Source organism: Pontibacter kalidii, from assembly GCF_026278245.1.
Classification (GTDB): Bacteria; Bacteroidota; Bacteroidia; order Cytophagales; family Hymenobacteraceae; genus Pontibacter; species Pontibacter kalidii.
In genome coordinates, this window is the sequence record NZ_CP111079.1 from 4,192,758 (window position 1) to 4,209,660 (window position 16,903).

The 16,903-nt window shown below is 52.3% G+C and carries 11 protein-coding genes; 4 read left to right on the forward strand and 7 right to left on the reverse strand.

Features of this window, described 5'->3' with window-relative positions:
* Positions 1-2: 2 nt before the first annotated feature.
* The 7 genes from OH144_RS17590 to OH144_RS17620 form a co-directional block, all read right to left on the reverse strand.
* Positions 3-938: a mechanosensitive ion channel family protein gene (locus tag OH144_RS17590; protein ID WP_266203585.1), complete on the reverse strand. Its 936-nt coding sequence runs from the start codon at positions 936-938 to the stop codon at positions 3-5.
* 33 nt (positions 939-971) lie between these two features.
* Entirely contained in the window at positions 972-1,994 is a 1,023-nt protein-coding gene (locus OH144_RS17595) for an SPASM domain-containing protein (protein ID WP_266203586.1), read from the reverse strand.
* Between the two features lie 123 nt (positions 1,995-2,117).
* Positions 2,118-3,299: a baeRF3 domain-containing protein gene (locus OH144_RS17600; protein WP_266203587.1), complete on the reverse strand. Its 1,182-nt coding sequence runs from the start codon at positions 3,297-3,299 to the stop codon at positions 2,118-2,120.
* A gap of 1,281 nt (positions 3,300-4,580) precedes the next feature.
* Entirely contained in the window at positions 4,581-5,999 is a 1,419-nt protein-coding gene (locus OH144_RS17605) for a TlpA family protein disulfide reductase (RefSeq protein ID WP_266203588.1), read from the reverse strand.
* 430 nt (positions 6,000-6,429) lie between these two features.
* Positions 6,430-7,809 carry a DNA repair protein RadA gene (gene radA, locus OH144_RS17610; protein ID WP_266203589.1) on the reverse strand — a complete coding sequence of 460 codons (1,380 nt, stop codon included), beginning with the start codon at positions 7,807-7,809 and terminating at the stop codon, positions 6,430-6,432.
* Positions 7,810-7,883: 74 nt separating this feature from the next.
* Positions 7,884-10,802 (reverse strand): CHASE domain-containing protein, encoded by a 2,919-nt coding sequence (locus tag OH144_RS17615; RefSeq protein ID WP_266203590.1) that lies wholly within the window; start codon positions 10,800-10,802, stop codon positions 7,884-7,886.
* A gap of 182 nt (positions 10,803-10,984) precedes the next feature.
* Positions 10,985-11,119 (reverse strand): hypothetical protein, encoded by a 135-nt coding sequence (locus OH144_RS17620; protein ID WP_266203591.1) that lies wholly within the window; start codon positions 11,117-11,119, stop codon positions 10,985-10,987.
* A 172-nt stretch (positions 11,120-11,291) separates the two neighbouring features.
* Between OH144_RS17620 and OH144_RS17625 the strand changes: the two genes are divergently transcribed.
* The 4 genes from OH144_RS17625 (at position 11,292) to rlmF (ending at position 16,637) form a co-directional block, all read left to right on the forward strand.
* Entirely contained in the window at positions 11,292-12,008 is a 717-nt protein-coding gene (locus OH144_RS17625) for a hypothetical protein (protein WP_266203592.1), read from the forward strand.
* 1,069 nt (positions 12,009-13,077) lie between these two features.
* Positions 13,078-14,475 carry a class II fumarate hydratase gene (gene fumC / locus OH144_RS17630; RefSeq protein WP_266203593.1) on the forward strand — a complete coding sequence of 466 codons (1,398 nt, stop codon included), beginning with the start codon at positions 13,078-13,080 and terminating at the stop codon, positions 14,473-14,475.
* Positions 14,476-14,576: 101 nt separating this feature from the next.
* Complete coding sequence (locus tag OH144_RS17635; protein WP_266203594.1) at positions 14,577-15,464, forward strand: hypothetical protein; 888 nt, start codon at positions 14,577-14,579, stop codon at positions 15,462-15,464.
* A 207-nt stretch (positions 15,465-15,671) separates the two neighbouring features.
* Complete coding sequence (gene rlmF / locus OH144_RS17640; protein WP_266203595.1) at positions 15,672-16,637, forward strand: 23S rRNA (adenine(1618)-N(6))-methyltransferase RlmF; 966 nt, start codon at positions 15,672-15,674, stop codon at positions 16,635-16,637.
* Positions 16,638-16,903 lie beyond the last annotated feature (266 nt).

Sequence of the window (16,903 nt, forward strand, 5' to 3'; positions counted from 1 at the left end):
ACCTAGGGGTTGCTTCCGCCAAGTTGCTGCCCGTTTTTAACGGAGGCACTCATGGCCGCCTTTAGCTCCTCACTTAGCTTATCGCCTCCCTTTATAGCAAAATCCAGCGTACGGATCGGGAACGGGATCAGGATCTCATTTTCATCAAAGGCCTTTTTGATCTTGATGATGGCATCGCTCTTGGCTGCTATGTAGTCCAGCTGCTTTTTGTAGTGAATCCAGAAACGGGCCTTAAAGTTGATGGAACTGTCGCCGAAGGCGTCATACATCACCTGGATCTCCTTGCCCTTCACACGGTTTTTCACCTCCTGCAGCGCCTCTATCACCACCTGCTGCACCCGTTCCAGGTCTTCCCCATACGACACCCCCACCTCCAGGTCTACCCGCCGGGTGCCGCGCACAGAGAAATTGGTAACCGGGTTCTCGAACACCATTTTGTTTGGCAGCCAAACCATCTCGCCTGTTACCTGCCGTATGTCGATGGTGCGCAGCGTGATACGCTCTATCGTGCCGGTGTAGTCGTTGGTTTCGATGAAGTCGCCCACCCTGAATGGCTTGCGTATGGCAATAATAATCCCTGCTATAAAGTTGGCGGCAATATCCTGGAAGGCAAAGCCCAGCGCCAGTCCTATAATACCCACACCTGCCAGCAGCGAGACAACCAGCTTATCCAACCCCACCACATTGAGCGCCATGAAGAACCCAATGCTAAGCATGATGATGTAGATGATCGTGAGGGCCAGATTGTTCAGGGCTGTACTATGTGAGAAGCGTCCTATGATTTTTCCCAGCGAGTTGCGGATGACTCTGGCCAGAAAGAAGGTCAGGACCAGCACCAGCAGGGCCACGAGGATGTTCGGCAGCAGCAGCACGGCATGCTTGCCCCAGGCCTCCAGCTTACTCAACAGCAGCTCCAGGGCATCGTTAATGTCTTTCATAAAGTGTGTTCAAGTTGATATCGATCCAAAAGTCTAAGCCCATACCTTCGTGCCCTCGGTGCAGTTGCGGCACATCTCCACCTCGCTGCGGGAGCGCAGCACCTGCTGCCTGAACGAATTATACTTCTCGCCGCGCCACACCTGGGCAAAGCTCTGCCGCTGCAGGTCGCCCTGGCGGTACTCGGCGTCCTTGTCAAAGCAGCAGGGCACCACCAAGCCGTCCCAGGTGATCACGCAGGAGTGCCACATCTTCCAGCAGTGGTTGAGCAGCTTGTTTTTGATGCTGTAGCTGCCGTTGCCGTTGTTGCTGTACCTGGAGTAATAATCTATTGTCGGGATAAGCGGAGAGCCGTTCTCATAGTCGTATATCTGCGCCGTCTTGAACACCACCTCATCCACACCCAGCTCCTTTGCCAGCTCTTTCACGTCCTCCAGCTGATGCTCGTTGGGGCGCACCACCAGAAACTGGAACATGATGTGCGGCGTCTTCGACTTCAGCTCCTTCTTCCACTTCACCACGTTGCGCGTGCCCTCAAGCACTTTCTCCAGCTTGCCCCCCACACGGTAGGCAGCGTACGTTTCCTGCGTGGTGCCGTCTATCGACACGATGAGCCTGTCCAGCCCCGACTCCACGGTTTTCCGGGCGGTGGCGTCGTCGAGGAAGTGCGCGTTGGTGGAGGTGGCCGTGTAGATGCCACGGTCCGAGGCATACTTTACCAGCTCCAGAAAGCTCTTATGCAGGTAGGGCTCGCCCTGGAAATAGAAGATCAGGTACATCAGCCGACGGTGCAGCTGGTCTATGGTGTCTTTAAAGAGCTCGTTCTGCAGCATGCCGGTGGGGCGGGAGAAGGAGCGCAGGCCGCTGGGGCACTCCGGGCAACGCAGGTTGCAGGAGGTAGTGGGCTCCAGCGAGATGCTGAGCGGGTAGCCCCAGTGCGTTGCCTTGCCGGTGAGCTTGGAGTATAGGTAACTGCCTACCACCTGCAGCGCATTCAGCGCGCGCAGCGGCGTCAGTTTTGATAAAAAGTTAAACCCATCGGCTAAATGAAGTGCCATAGAAGTATACAGGTGCTATGGCAGCAGCTAGAGGTACTGCTTTCTGCCAAAATAAAGGGGCAGCCGCTCTGGCTGCCCCACTAAATTATACTTTTTGCCGCTAACAGCCAAAAGAGTGGCCATTTAGTACCTGAAAAGCGCCTTTACGCTGGCACTTCCATCGGCAGACTCTGTTAGCCCGTTATAGCTGCTCACGAACACTTTGCCGCCCTGTGCCAGTGTTTTAATGGCTGCCAGGTTTATCAGGTCGTCATCGCCGCGCTTATACTCGTTGTGTATCTCGGCAGTAGCGCTTTTAGCGTCATACTTCCCCCAAACAGGTTGGCTCGGAGTGATGAATAGTGTATCCACGCGGCCATGCACGGCCTCTGCCGCCACTGTGGCAACATCCTCGGAGGTGGCGCCTGTTCCGGCTACGTTCTGGTATCGGGTCAGCGAGTCGTTGTGGCCCTGCTGCATCATCGGCTTCATGATAGCCAGCGCTTTCTCATGTAGTGAGTTCATGGTATCAATGCCCTCGTTCACGTTGATGTTCTGAGGCACGATATGCTTATACTTGCTGTGTTGCTTGTAGAGGCTGCAGTAGTGGTCTACACCGGCCAGCACGAGGGGCTCGTGCGCATCATGCAGTATCTTTTGCATGCTGTTGTCTATCTCTATCACAAACTCACGCACACGCTCGTGTTCTTCATCGCCTTTCGTGCTGCCCGGGCCGTGCACAATATTAGAGCCGTTTACGGTAGTGGTGGAGTGGGTAAAGTCCTGGTCGTTGCCTTTCACGTCGAACTTCAGGGCCTTGTTCATCGTCTCCGGCACAAAGGAGCTAATATCTATCTGCCTGATCCGCTCGATGGTTGCCTCGAAGAAGGCTACTTTCTCGCGATACAGGCTAAGTATGAAGAAGCGGCCGTTCTGACTCAGGATCGGCAACATCGGTGTCAGGTAAAACTGGTCGAGCACATACACTACCTCTGGCATAGTGAAGGGGAGGGTATAATGGGCCGAAAAGCCTTTGGTAAGGAAAACGGCGAGCCCCTCTGCCTGGTGACGCCAGAAACTGTTGTCGTTCAGGAGCTCTTCGGCTGGCTTCAGGTACTGCTCAATCTCGGCTTCGGGCACATCGTGCCTTTGCAGCAGGGCACGTGCCTCTCTAAGTTTGTTCTTGAATAAGATATGGTCCTGACCATTGAGGGTTTCGTGCCCGGCACGATGCGTGGGGATGTAAAGAGAGATACACAAAGCATTCTGTGTGTTGTTCTGCACATTCAGCAGCTTCTCAATGTCACTCTTATTGATTAATGCCATATTATTTGGGGTTAAAAAGTAGGGTATTTATTACTTCAAATTTGCTTTCATAGCACCCCGAACCATGCGGAGGTGTAGGGTTTAAGTACGCAGCAAAACATTCAACGGTTATTTTGAGGGAGTTTGCATTTGCTGGCGCAGCGGTTGAAGCAGGCTATATACTTTTATAACTCTCTGGCGCAATCCTTCAGACCCGTGTCCTACTGTGGTGTTGTGTTTGCAACTCGATTGGCTTGGAGAGCCATACTTTATACTTTGGCTATACTTCTATTCTTGTGTCTGCTATACTATCATAGCCGCTTTACTGGTGCAAGCGTTTGCTTGTGCCTTTACCTGGGCTGCATTCTTCGCTGGCGCGCGTTTGCAACTCGTGTCCTGCTATGATGTCAGGTTTGCAACCCGGCTAGGTCGCAGAGCCATACTTCATATTTGGGCTATACTTTCCTAGCCGCTGCTTCCCTCTTTTTGACACAAGCTATCCTTGCTAGCTGCCGTTCATCCTCCAGACTTACCAACCTACAGTTGCATTTCCTGCTTTGGTGCTCTCCAGCCCGAGAGGGCTCGTCCTTTGGCATCGCACTGGGAGCTTTTCCTGCCCTCGTACCTCGGGCTGCCTGCGGCACCGGAAAAACTCGCATAGGCGCTCAACCCAAGGACTGGGATCAGTTTTCGATAGCTACGGCCTTACTGTCATCTCGAATGAAATAAGAGATCTCTTTAGAATTCCCGGTAAATCCCTCATTTTATTCGGGATGACAGGGCTTGGTGCTACAGAATTCCCCTCCTCGGAGGGGTTAGGGGTGGGTTTATACTTTGTTGTCCTGCTGTTCCGGATTTGCAATCCGGGACGCTGTTACCTGCGGATTTGCAATCCGCTTTTCTGTCCGTAGCTACTGCCTTTGCTATGGCAAATTACAAATCCACGGCTATTATATTTCCGGATTGCAAATCCGAAAGAGCAGGATTCCCTTCCGGGGTGGGTTCCATACTTTGTAGGGACAGGTCGCGACCTGTCCGCGCAATACCAACAGAATCGGAGTTCATACTTTAGACAAAGCAATTACAAGCTCCCCTCCTTGGACAAGGAGGGGCAGGGGTGGTTGGACCCGGTATCAGAAACTCCCTCTCCTGTTTTGGAGTAGGGGCTCTCGAGAAAAGGAGAGGGCTGGGGTGAGGTGATGATGGGTAGAGGTGGTTGGACCCGGCACTACAGTGACGAGCAAAAAAAAAGCCCGGCTCCTGTCGGGAAGCCGGGCTGGGTATAAACTGTGAACGAAATGTCTATTTAAGTGAGGCCTGCCGCACCTCCAGATGCCGCAAGATATCGTTAGCCGCCTCATAGTCGCTGGGGCGGCGGGCTTTCAGGGAGATAAACCGGCCTTCCTCATCCAGCAGGAAGTAGGCGGGCACGTCTTTCAGGCCATAGCGTTTTGCCAGTTCGGCAGCTGCACCCTTTGCCAGCACGTGCTCGCCCTGCAGCTCCTTTTTCTCCACCAGCTTCCGCCACTGCTCCTCGTTGTCGCCTATGGCCACATTCAGGAAAACGATCTTGTGGTTACCCATTTTACCGGTGAGGCGCTGCAGGTGCGGCAGTTCCACGTGGCACAAACCACAATCGCTACGCCAAAAGTTCAGATAAACCAAACTTCCTTTAAAATCGCTGAGCGAAATGGTGTCGCCGTTGATGTCGTTGAGCTTAAAATCAGGCGCTTGCCCGCCGGCGACCAACGTGCTGTTCTCGCTGAGCAGACCGGCAAGGTAAGCGCTCACAGCTTCCTCCCGGTTTTTGGCGTTAAAGTCCCGAAGCATCAGTTCGGTATACTTCAAATGCCCCTGTTGCACCGACTGCTTGAGCACCTGCGCCTGCGCCAGCAGCTTTACCTGCCCCTGCAGCTTCTGCTCCGCCACATCATAACGGGCTTTGTAATACAGCGGATCCTTCTCCGTATAGCCAGCCTCCTTCGCAAAGTATGCCGTGTAGCTGCGCAGGAAATTCTGGAAAGACGGGCTTAGCAGGTTAGTAGGCTTCTGCAGGTCCAGGTGGTGCAGGTAATCATAAAACGCCGCCGATGGCCTGGTGAGCGATACTTGCATTATCTGCTGGCGCAGCGGGTGGTAACCCAGCTTGTCTATGGCATAGCTAAAGTCGATCTCGGCCAGCAGAAACGCTCTGAACTCCTCTGAGACCTCCATTTTACCGCTATACTTCTCAAAACTACCCAGCTGGTCCTCGCGGCGGTAATTTAAGAACTGCGTGAACTCCTTTTCCTGTAGCTTGATGTTATCCGGCAGCACCTGGTACTCTTCCTCTTCCTCGAAACGATAGGTATACTTTGCCAGGTAGTTATTCTCATTAGCACCTTTGCCTCTATAGATCAGCGACTTTAGGAAGCTCTTGCCGTTGGAGCTCAGTTGTAGCTCGTAGCCAGGCTCCAGGTATACCTGCGCCACTTCATCGCCATGCACCAGCTCGGCTACCAGAGGCTTCTGCACCGGCACCTCCAGCCAAAAGGAATTCCTGTCGAGCTTTACCTCCGTCTTCACCTCCTCCGGCAGCAGCGGGTTGGGATAGATGATGAGCTCTACCTGATCGGAGAGGGGGCTGGAGATTTTGCCACTGATGATGGCTGTGTTCTGGGCGAGGAGCTGGTTGGTAGCCAGCAGCAGAAAGGCTGACAGCAGCATGTAAATCTGTTTCATCAGGAGATATTGTTTTTCTTTGGCTAAAGGAATTATACCATTACTATACTACACAGAGCATCCGCAGCAGTAATAATATAACTTTGAACAACATCAACCAACAACAAAATTCCGATGCAAGGTTAAATTTATAGTTTTACAGGAAGTTAATAAGAAAAGCTTTGTTAAACATATGGCCAGCAACTGCTTTGATTACTAACTTATACTTTAATAATAGCCAAAGGACAAACCAAAGCACAGGTAAAGGCAAATTAAAGTATACAGGTTAATCACTCCTCTACATAAAGACACTTGTACTCTATCAAGCTTTATACTTGGCGGCAGAACAGACACTAACCAAGAACAGTACAAAAAAAACGCAGGCTGCTATACCTGCGTTCCTTCATACCTGTGGCTGAGAAATAGTCAAATTCATACTTTACAGGAGCGCTTAGCCGAACAAGCTTGCGAACACCTCCTCCAGTCGCCCATACGCATGCACGTTGATGGAGAACTTACTCAGGTCCACGCCTTTCTTGTTATACTTGGAGATGTAGATATCGGTAAAGCCCAGCTTTTCGGCCTCCGTGATGCGGTTCTCCACGCGGTTTACGGCGCGCACCTCGCCGCCCAAGCCTACCTCTGCGGCAAAGCAGGCGGTGTTGGAGATCGGCATGTCCTCGAAAGAGGAGAGGATGGAGGCGCACACGGCTAAATCCAGCGCGGGGTCTTCCACTTTCAGGCCGCCGGCAATGTTCAGGAACACGTCCTGGGCGCCGAGGCGGTAGCCGCCGCGCTTCTCCAGCACGGCCAGCAGCATGTTCAGGCGCTTGGCATCGAAGCCGGTGCTGGTGCGCTGCGGCGTGCCATAGGTAGCAGGGCTCACCAGGCTTTGCACCTCTATCAGCAGCGGGCGGTTGCCCTCCAGCGTGGCGCCTATACTGATGCCGCTAAAAGCGTCCTCGCGCTGCGAGATCAGGATCTCTGACGGGTTGCTCACCTCCCGCAGCCCGGAGCCCATCATCTCATAGATGCCCAGCTCCGAGGTGGAGCCAAAGCGATTTTTTGTAGTGCGCAGGATGCGGTAGGTCATGTGGCGGTCGCCTTCGAACTGCAGCACCGTGTCTACCATGTGCTCCAGTATCTTTGGCCCCGCCAGGTTGCCCTCTTTGGTGATGTGGCCGATCAGGAAAACGGGCGTGCCGCTCTCTTTGGCGAACTTCAGCAGCTCGGCGGTACACTCGCGCACCTGGCTCACGCTGCCCGCGCCAGCCTCTATAAAAGAGGAGTGGAGGGTCTGGATAGAGTCGATGATGAGCACCTGCGGCCGCACCAGTTCCACTTGCTTAAAGATGTTCTGCGTGCCGGTCTCGGTCAGGATAAAGCAGTCGGAGGTTTGGGCCATGAGGCGCTCGGCGCGCATTTTTATCTGCTGCTCGCTCTCCTCGCCGCTCACGTAGAGCACCTTCAGCCCCTGCAGGCTCAGGGCGATCTGCAGCATCAGCGTACTTTTACCGATGCCCGGCTCGCCGCCAATCAGCACCATAGAGCCCGGCACAATGCCGCCGCCCAGCACCCGGTTCAGCTCCTGGTCCTGCGTCACGACACGCTGCTGCTCCTGGTAGCTGATGTCGGCAATGGGCTTGGGCTTGTTGGATACCTGCGCCGTGCTGCTGCCCACCTTCCAGGCGGTGGTGGGCGTTACCTCCTCGCGCTGCACCACCTCTTCCACGTAAGTGTTCCACTCGCCGCAGGCCGGGCACTTGCCGATCCACTTGGCCGACTGGGCGCCGCAGTTCTGGCAGAAGTAGGATGTCTTTATCTTAGCCATTTAGTTAATTCTGAATGAGTGAATGAGCCAATAGGTAAACAGGGGGATAATTTCCAGAGCTTCAAATCATCAACCTATACTTCCTGCTCTACGGGCACCTGCCTGAAGTATACCCTGAAGGTAGTACCCTTGCCATGCTCGCTTTCTACTTCTATTTTGCCGCCGTTGTTCTCTATAATGCGCTTCACGATGTAGAGGCCGATGCCGGTGCCCTCCACGTGCGTGTGCAGGCGCTTGAACATGGTAAAGAGCTTGTGCTGCTGCTCCTTTTTAATGCCCAGGCCGTTGTCCTGCACCTCCAGCACCACGTAATCGCCCTGCTCATACGTTCTGAGGTTGATCTCCGGTTTGCGGTCCGGGGATTTATACTTAATGGCGTTGCTGACCAGGTTGTAGATGATACTGCGCAGGTTCTTGCGGGCGTAGAGGATGTTCTTCACCTGCAGGTCTGTGTGCAGCACCGCCCCATGCTCTTCCATTACTGTGCCGAGGTCGGAGGTGATGTCCTGCAGCATGTGCTCGAACAGGAGCGGCTCCATGGCAGACTGCAGCTCCTTCTGCACCTTGGTGATCTCGGCCAGGTCGGCGATAGTGCCCTTCAGCTTGTTGATCGAGCTCTGCACCATGTCCAGCACCTGCATGTCCTCGCCGTGCAGCTTGCCTTGCAGGATGTCGCGCAGCAGCGTAACCAGCCCCTCCATATTGGCGATCGGCGACTTCAGGTCGTGGGAGGCAGTGTAGACAAAGTTGTCAAGGTCGTTGTTGATGCGCAGCAGCTCGTTGTTCTTACCGCTCAGCTCATCGTTGGTGAGCACGAGTGCCTTCCGGGCATTCACCAGCTCCGTCACCTCCACGGCAAACAGCAGCACGGCCTCTATTTTGCCGTTCTCGTCCACCAGCGGCTGGTACACCAGGTTAAAGTAGCCGTACACCAGCTCGCCGTTGTTCCTAAAGTCGATGGCGGTAGACACCTCGTTTCCGACAAAGGGTACACCCGTCTCGAAGACCTGCTCCAGGCGGTTGAAGAAGCCGCGCCCCTCCTCCTCGGAGTGGGCCTCGTAAATGGTTTTGCCCACCAACGGACGGTTGCCGTACAATTTGCGGTACTCCGGGTTGGCCAGCACGTACTGGAAATCCTGGGCCCGCACCAGGCCTACCACCGCCGGCACCTCCAGGAACAGCTTCTGCAGCAGTTCTGCGTTCTGCTTCACCTTACGCTCGGCCTCTTTTATCTCCGTGATATCGATCACAGAGCCAATGAACCCCTGGAACTCATCGTTGGCGCCGAAACGCGGGGTATTCGTTGCCACCATCCAACGGTACTCCCCGTCAAAGCGGCGCATCCTGAACTCTATCCTGAAAGGGCGGTGGTCTTTTATCGCCTGCAGGGTCACGGCTTCCTTCCGCTCCACATCATCGGGATGAACCACCTCTTTCCAGCTCATGTTGATCGTGTCCTCAAAGCTGTAGCCCGTAAAGTCGAGCCACTGCTTGTTCACGTACATGAAGTTGGTGGCATCGTCCATGATCTTGATCATTACCGGGGCGTTGTCGGCCATGGTGCGGAAGCGGGCCTCACTCTCGACAATAGCCTGCTGGGCATGCTTCTCGTCGGTAATGTCCCGCACCTCAATAATGGCAAAGCTCTCGCTGCCGCTCTCTCCCATTGGCTGCACTGAGCACGACACGTTAAAGAAAGTGCCATCTTTGCGAATGAACATATCCTCATAGCCCCTCAATGGCGTTACGTTGATCAGGGAACTGTGCATCAGGCACTCTTCCGCTGGGAAAGGCGAGCCGTCCGGGTGCTTGTAGTGCATCATCTCGTGCAGTGTCTTCTTCCGCATATCCTCCAACGTATAGCCGGTCATTTCCTCTGCGGCCGGGTTCATGAACGTGCAGTACCCCTTCGAGTCGAGTATAAACAGGGCCGCCGTGGCGTTGTCGGTAATAGTCTGCTTCAGGCTGTTGGAGCGGCGCGTGTTGGAAAGCGACCAGATGATGAAGAACATGAGCAAGCTGATGATGATGCCGCCCAAAAGTATAAAGTAGGGCAAATCCGACTCCGCGGTGCGCCCAAAACTATCTTTTGCCGAGACGTACAGCCGCCAGGTATGGTTGCCGATGGTGATGGTGCTCAGGTTGCTGTGCTCCCGATCGTTGCTGCCATAGTATAGCTGGGAGCCTGTGGCAAAAAGCAGGTTGGCCTTAGAGGGCTCGCTGCCGTCGTATACTTCCACATCGATGTCATCAAAGCTGTGGGTAAGTACCGAGGTCATCAGGTCTTTGGCCCGGAAGGGGCTGTACACGAAACCCTTTATTAGTCGCTGCCGCTCTTTAATAGACTCCGGCTCCGCATTGTTCTGGTACACGGGCAGGTAAATCAGGAAGCCGGCCTGCTCGTCCTGGCCCGTTTCCTGCACCAGCCGCACCTTCCCCGACAGCGTGGGCTGCCTTGTGTCGCGGGCAATGCGCATGGCCGACTGGCGCACCGGCTCACTGTACATATCATACCCGAAGGCACGCAGGTTACGGTCGGTAAAGGGCTCCAGGAAAACAATGGCGGTGTAAAGATCGCGCTTGCCCTCGGGCGTGATGCGGTAGTTCTCGAAACCTTCGCGGCGGATCTGGCTCACGTGCTGCTCCACTTCCGCTGGCCTTACCACGTGGGTATACCCAAAGCCCTGCAGGCCAGGGTAGCTTTCGTCCAGCCTCAGGGTTTCGTAGTAGCTTTTCCAGTTCTCACGCGTCACGGTATCGGAGGAGATGAACAGGGCCTTGCCCCCAAGCAGAATCTGGATGTAATCGCGCATGCGCTTGTCGATGGCCTCTGTCACCTGCTCGGTGCGCATAGAGAACAGTTTAGCGCTTCGCTCGTCTGACTTCTTCTTGGTTTCTGTGTAAGTGAAAAGCGTAAGCAGGAAGATGAGCAGAAAAGAGAAAATCGCTATGAAGTAATCCCTTACAAAAGAAGCCAGCTTGGCAAGTTTCATGTGTTGTGAGTTAAAACCGGGAGACGGCTGGCAAGGCCATCGCTATTCATACAAGCCCGGTAACGTATGATCTTCTTCAAATGTATAAAAAACAAAGTCATCTGCCAACACAAAAAGTTCAATAATAGATAGCAAAAGGCAGCCAGAAGGTACAAAGAATAAGTATAATCCCACCTCATTCCCTAACCCGTATTTTTATTATTATTTTGATATACTTCAGGTAATAAAGAGGCCTTAAACCATGCTCCAAACAGCCTAAGGGGGATAACAATAAGCCTGTCCTGTTGTTCGCCACTGCTGCATTTTGGCTGTGCCATACTTTAGAAACGAGGGTTATGCCGCAATTCTTTTGCTACCTGGTTGGGTGCCCATACTTCATTGGCGTATAAGGAAGACGGATGGCGCTACGGCGGCAGGTATGGCTGCAAGGTTAATATGTATCGGAATTTGAGGATAGGGTGTTAACTTTGGGTCCTAATTGCTTACCCTATGCTTGAGATACTCAAAAGCCTGTTGATTGCCTTTTTTGCCGTAGCCGTGCTGCTGCCGGTTGTACGTTACGCGCTGCGCCGCCTTTCTCCGGTGGGGGAGGAGGACGCCTTGACGGCGGAGGAGGTGAAGTACATGCAGAAAAAAGAGTTGAAGCTGACCATCGTCTACTTCTTTTTCGCCTGTGTGCTGTCCGTGTTCAGTGCTGGTCTGCTGGCCATCTTATCCAGCATCATCCATGCCTCCAAGGAGCACCTGCATGTGCTTACGCCCAACTTCAGGGCGCTTTTTGCGCCGGGCCTGCTGCTGGGCCTCACGCTGGCCATTATACCGCTGCGCCTGGTGCAGGGCACGCTGCTGGGTCAGGAGCAGGAGCTGTACAGGAGGTATATGAACCGCCTGGAAGGCAGAAACTCCAACCGTATGTATAACATGCTGCTAGCGGTAATGCTGCTGGTGTCCGGGGTGATTGCGTGGCATGCCATGCGCTGGCACGTAGACATAGACGAGAACAGGATCGAGATAACGAACCTGCTGCTGGAGCACCGCTCTTACACCATGCAGGAGATCGAAAGTATACATTACCTGGGCGCAGAGGGAGAGTACCTGGTATCCTTTACCGACAAGACCAACTTCAACACGACTTACTTGAAGCCGGTGCAGCTGGAGATGATCGCGCTGCTGGCCGAGGAATCGGGGCACCGGGTGATTAGGTAAGGGGGCAGCCATATTTAAACTTCAGCTATACTTATAGTTCCTTAGCCGTTGCCCTTCCATTGCTGTTCCGTACAACCGTGTCCGGAACCTTAAAGAGGGGCCCTACCCCCATCTGCTGCGGATCTCCACGTCCGTGTAAGCCATATTTTATACTTCGGCCATATCTTATACTTTCTCTGGCGCAAGCGTCCGCTTGTGCCTTCTCTCGCTGGCGCGGGCTTGCAGCCCGTGTCTTTATATTCGTTGGGTTTGCAACCTGGCTGGCTCGCAGAGCCGTGCTTTATACTTGGGCTATACTTTCTACTCTGTTTATACTTTCTACTCTATTTATACTTGCTGCTATACTTGCCAATTACAGCGACAACACCGTCCCTCTTTTGTCATCCTGAAAGGATCTTGTGGGCAAGCTGCTATAAGCGTTTCCTTTCAGGTTGCCTTCTGAACAACAGTTCCTATTTATACTTGCATAGCCGCTGCTTCCTTCAGCTTGATACAAGCTATACTTGCTAACTGCCGTTCATCCACAGCCTTACAACCTGCATTGTTTCATTTCCGATTGTGGTGCTCTCCAGCCCGAGAGGGCTCGTCTTCGGGCATCGCGCTGGGAGCTTTTCCTGCCCTCGTACCTCGGGCTGCCTCACTTACGTTCGTCACCGGAAAAACTCGCATAGGCGCTCAACCCAAAGACTGGGATCAGATTCGATAGCTGCGGCAGTTTGTCATCTCGACCTGTGGGAGAGATCTCTTTAGAATTCCAGATAGATTCCTCCCCTGTTCTTAGGGGAGGGCTGAATTCCCCTCCTCGGAGGGGCCAGGGGTGGGTAAGGCACAAGCGGACGCCTGCGCCATAAGTAAGTCGCTGCTCTCGGGAGTGGATTTATACTTTGTAGGGACAGGTTGCGACCTGTCCGGGCAGCGGGGGCATCTTATCCCGGTAACTGAAGGAAACTTTGCTGATTTTGCCTGAACACCTCCACTCGCAACAAAATAAGCACATCCCTGCACTCAAGTGTATTTTTTTGTAGTTTTGCTACGTACAGATAATCCTTTAAACCTAAGTATAAACGATATGCAAGTTCGCGTAGAGAAAGACACGATGGGCCCTGTGGAGGTGCCTGCAGACAAATACTGGGGCGCCCAGACACAGCGCTCTAAGCAAAACTTTACCATCGGCGGGCAGCAGATGCCGCAGGAGGTGATCGAGGCCTTCGCTATACTTAAGAAATCGGCGGCACAGGCTAACGCCGAGCTGGGTGTGCTGGCGCAGGAGAAAGCAGATATCATCTCTACCGTATGCGATGAGATACTGGAGGGCAAGCTGAATGACCAGTTCCCGCTGGTGGTGTGGCAGACCGGCTCAGGCACGCAGTCGAACATGAACGTGAACGAGGTGGTGGCCAACCGTGCGCACGTGCTGCTGGGCGGCAACCTGCTGGACGAGAAAAAGAAGATCCACCCGAACGACGATGTGAACAAGTCGCAATCCTCAAACGATACTTTCCCGACAGCCATGCACATTGCTGCTTACAAGAAAGTGGTGGAGCACACGCTACCAATGGTGAAGAAGCTGCACGACACGCTGAAGGCCAAGTCAGAGGAGTTTATGAATGTGGTGAAGATTGGCCGTACGCACCTGATGGATGCCACGCCGCTGACATTGGGCCAGGAACTGTCTGGCTACGTGAAGCAGCTGGAGTACGGCATGAAGGCACTGGAAAACACGCTCGACCACCTGAAGGACCTGGCGCTGGGCGGCTCTGCCGTAGGTACCGGCCTGAACACACCGGCTGGCTACGCGGAACTGGTGGCTGAGAAGATCTCCAAGTACGCGGGCCACGACTTCCGTACGGCTCCTAACAAATTCGAGGCGCTGGCCGCACACGATGCCATGGTGGAAACCTCCGGCGCACTGAAGCAACTGGCTGTATCGCTGATGAAGATCGCCAACGATATCCGTCTGCTGGCTTCCGGCCCGCGTTCAGGTATTGCTGAGATCCTGATCCCGGAAAACGAGCCCGGTTCTTCTATCATGCCAGGTAAAGTAAACCCAACACAGGCGGAGGCCATGACGATGGTTTGCGCGCAGGTGATCGGAAACGACGTGGCGATCTCGGTGGGTGGCATGAACGGCCATTTTGAGTTGAACGTGTTTAAGCCGGTGATGATCTTTAACCTGCTGATGAGCGCCCAGCTGATCGGCGACGCCTGCGACTCGTTCGACAAGCACTGCGCCGTAGGTATTGAGCCGAACACGGCCCGCATCAAAGAGAACCTGGAGAACTCACTGATGCTGGTAACGGCCCTGAACCCGCACATCGGCTACGACAACGCCGCCAAGATCGCAAAGAAGGCGCACAAGGAAGGCACCACGCTTCGCCAGGCAGCCATCGCCCTTGGCCTGCTCACCAACGAGCAGTACGACGAGTGGGTGAAGCCGGAGGACATGATCGGCAGCTTGAAAAAGTAGCCTTTCACGTATCTCGTACTTCGACACACGATTTTGTACTTGTGTTATAGACAAAGGAAAAGCAGCTCCGGCAGGGGCTGCTTTTTTGTTTATATTGTACTATGGATGAAAACGAAAATAAAAATATAATAGACCTTTATAAGGAAGTAAAAAGTAAAGGCACTTTCACATATCTCAAGGAACTAGAAAACTTTAAGGATGGAGAATTCTACAAATTCTACCTGTTCCTTAAAGCAAATCGGCAAGTAGTATCTATTCTTAAATACAATTACAATCAGCTTATCAAATCAGTTAATTACCACAATTTACCTGAGAACCAATCGAAAGTTTGGAACGAGATAAACTCTAAATATAGGTGGAGGCAGCAAAGGATAATTACAAGCCAACTCTTTAACTACCTAACTAGTGTTTTTGCAACAGTAGACTATTCAAGAAGTCAATTAAAAAAATACATAGCTCTGAATCCAGAGGTAGCTAATAATCTCAAATTAAGTGCAGAAGCTTATTTCGATAAAAATCCACAACACAAGTTTATCCAAGGCTTAAGAAATTACACTAGCCATAATTCATATTTAAGAGTAGCAACTGAGCTTAAATCTAAAAGCCATGCTAATGAAGTAGAGAGAAGAGTATATTTATTGAAGGAGGATTTGCTCAATTCTGATAAGTGGTCTGGTTTATCTAAAGATTTCCTTAGCTCATCGGATGCAAAAATTTATATAATTGACATTATCGAGTCTCACTTTCCTTTATTTAAAGAGTTCCAAGATTGGACATACTTAGCCCTACTACAAGTAGATCCAAAGTTCACTTTAGAGTTTAGAGCTAAGCTATTAAGTATTCTTGATTTTGCAGAAAAAGTAAATATGGCTCGAACTTCACTTCCATTTAACCGTGCATATATTAAATATCTAGACCAGATCATCAAGGAGAGTACCTATAGGTGCAATTCTCAATTTAAGTATGTTGCTCCCATCCCGCAAGTTTAGCGACAGCACAACTTGTGGTTTTACTTTGAGGCCAGTTTGTAACTGGCGATTATCGCAACTATACTTTCGCCAGTTACAAACCCGCTGCCATACTTCCCCACACATTACCGCTGCGCTCAAACTTGCGGGATAAATAGCTGAATTAACTATGGCTTTATCAAAATCTTCTCAAATTTTACGTATTACCAATTCAATACAAGAAGTATAATGCTTCCCAAAAAGAAAGTACATCCAAAAGTAAAATCCGCTTTACACCCACGCAGTAAACACCGGGAGCGCTACAATTTCGAACAGTTGGTTGCGAGTTGCCCCGATTTAAAGCCGTTTGTAAAGCTGAACGAATACCAGGACGAGTCTGTGGATTTCTTCGACCCGAAGGCGGTAAAAGCGCTGAACAAAGCCCTTCTGGCGCATTTTTATGGTATTAAGCACTGGGACATTCCGAACAACTACTTAACCCCACCCATACCCGGACGGGCAGATTACATACATCATGTGGCTGATCTGTTAGGCGCCACCAACCAAGGGAAAATCCCGACAGGAAAGAAGATCAAGTGCCTCGACGTTGGGGTAGGCGCCAGCTGCATTTACCCCATCATTGGGAACAAGGAGTATGGCTGGTCGTTTATTGGGGCAGACATCGACCCTGTTTCCATCCATTCCTCAAACAACATCGTTCAGGCAAACCCATCTTTGCAGGGCAATGTGGAGCTACGGCTGCAGCCTGATTCCAAACATATCTTCCACGGTATCATCCGGAAAGCCGAATGCTTTGACCTGACCATTTGCAACCCGCCTTTCCACAGTTCCCTGGCAGAAGCCCAGGCAGGCACCATGCGTAAGCTGAAAAACCTGCAGCAAAAGCGCATTACGAAACCAACCTTAAACTTTGGCGGACAAAATGCAGAACTGTGGTGCCAAGGAGGGGAGCGGAAGTTCGTAGAAAACATGGTTTCAGAGAGTAAGCAATTCGCCACTTCCTGCTTTTGGTTTACAACCCTGCTCTCTAAAGAATCGAACCTGAAAAGTGTGCTGTATGCTATAAAAGCAGCCGGTGCGTCAGAGATAAAAACCATTCCGATGGGCCAAGGCAACAAAATAAGCCGCATCGTTGCCTGGACGTTCCTTACTCCTGAACAGCAGAAAAACTGGGTAGCAACGAGGTGGAAGTAAGGAGAAGAAGCCAAAAGCTATACTTGTAGTAACCAGCCGGTGCGAGCTTGTAGCTCGTACTCCCTTTTCTGTTTTATAGTAGTTTACAGTCATCCCGGCGCTCATTTTATACTTGCATTCCGCTACTCCCTTAAGGCACAACTGCTGTTGGCTTTACCGCAAATTCGGCCTCCCTCGTATAACCAAGTAGTTTTTATACCTCCGGGCTCACCCTCTCCCCATCACCCTCCTAACTTTTGCCGGGGCTTCCACACCGAGCCTTTGAA

Excerpts from the sequence above, each read along its gene's own strand:
- OH144_RS17590 (WP_266203585.1), bottom strand. The coding sequence starts at position 938 with ATGAAAGACATTAACGATGCCCTGGAGCTGCTGTTGAGTAAGCTGGAG.
- OH144_RS17600 (WP_266203587.1), bottom strand. The coding sequence starts at position 3,299 with ATGGCATTAATCAATAAGAGTGACATTGAGAAGCTGCTGAATGTGCAG.
- rlmF (WP_266203595.1), top strand. The coding sequence starts at position 15,672 with ATGCTTCCCAAAAAGAAAGTACATCCAAAAGTAAAATCCGCTTTACAC.
- OH144_RS17605 (WP_266203588.1), bottom strand. The coding sequence starts at position 5,999 with ATGAAACAGATTTACATGCTGCTGTCAGCCTTTCTGCTGCTGGCTACC.
- radA (WP_266203589.1), bottom strand. The coding sequence starts at position 7,809 with ATGGCTAAGATAAAGACATCCTACTTCTGCCAGAACTGCGGCGCCCAG.
- OH144_RS17620 (WP_266203591.1), bottom strand. The coding sequence starts at position 11,119 with ATGGCACAGCCAAAATGCAGCAGTGGCGAACAACAGGACAGGCTTATT.
- fumC (WP_266203593.1), top strand. The coding sequence starts at position 13,078 with ATGCAAGTTCGCGTAGAGAAAGACACGATGGGCCCTGTGGAGGTGCCT.
- OH144_RS17625 (WP_266203592.1), top strand. The coding sequence starts at position 11,292 with ATGCTTGAGATACTCAAAAGCCTGTTGATTGCCTTTTTTGCCGTAGCC.
- OH144_RS17615 (WP_266203590.1), bottom strand. The coding sequence starts at position 10,802 with ATGAAACTTGCCAAGCTGGCTTCTTTTGTAAGGGATTACTTCATAGCG.
- OH144_RS17635 (WP_266203594.1), top strand. The coding sequence starts at position 14,577 with ATGGATGAAAACGAAAATAAAAATATAATAGACCTTTATAAGGAAGTA.
- OH144_RS17595 (WP_266203586.1), bottom strand. The coding sequence starts at position 1,994 with ATGGCACTTCATTTAGCCGATGGGTTTAACTTTTTATCAAAACTGACG.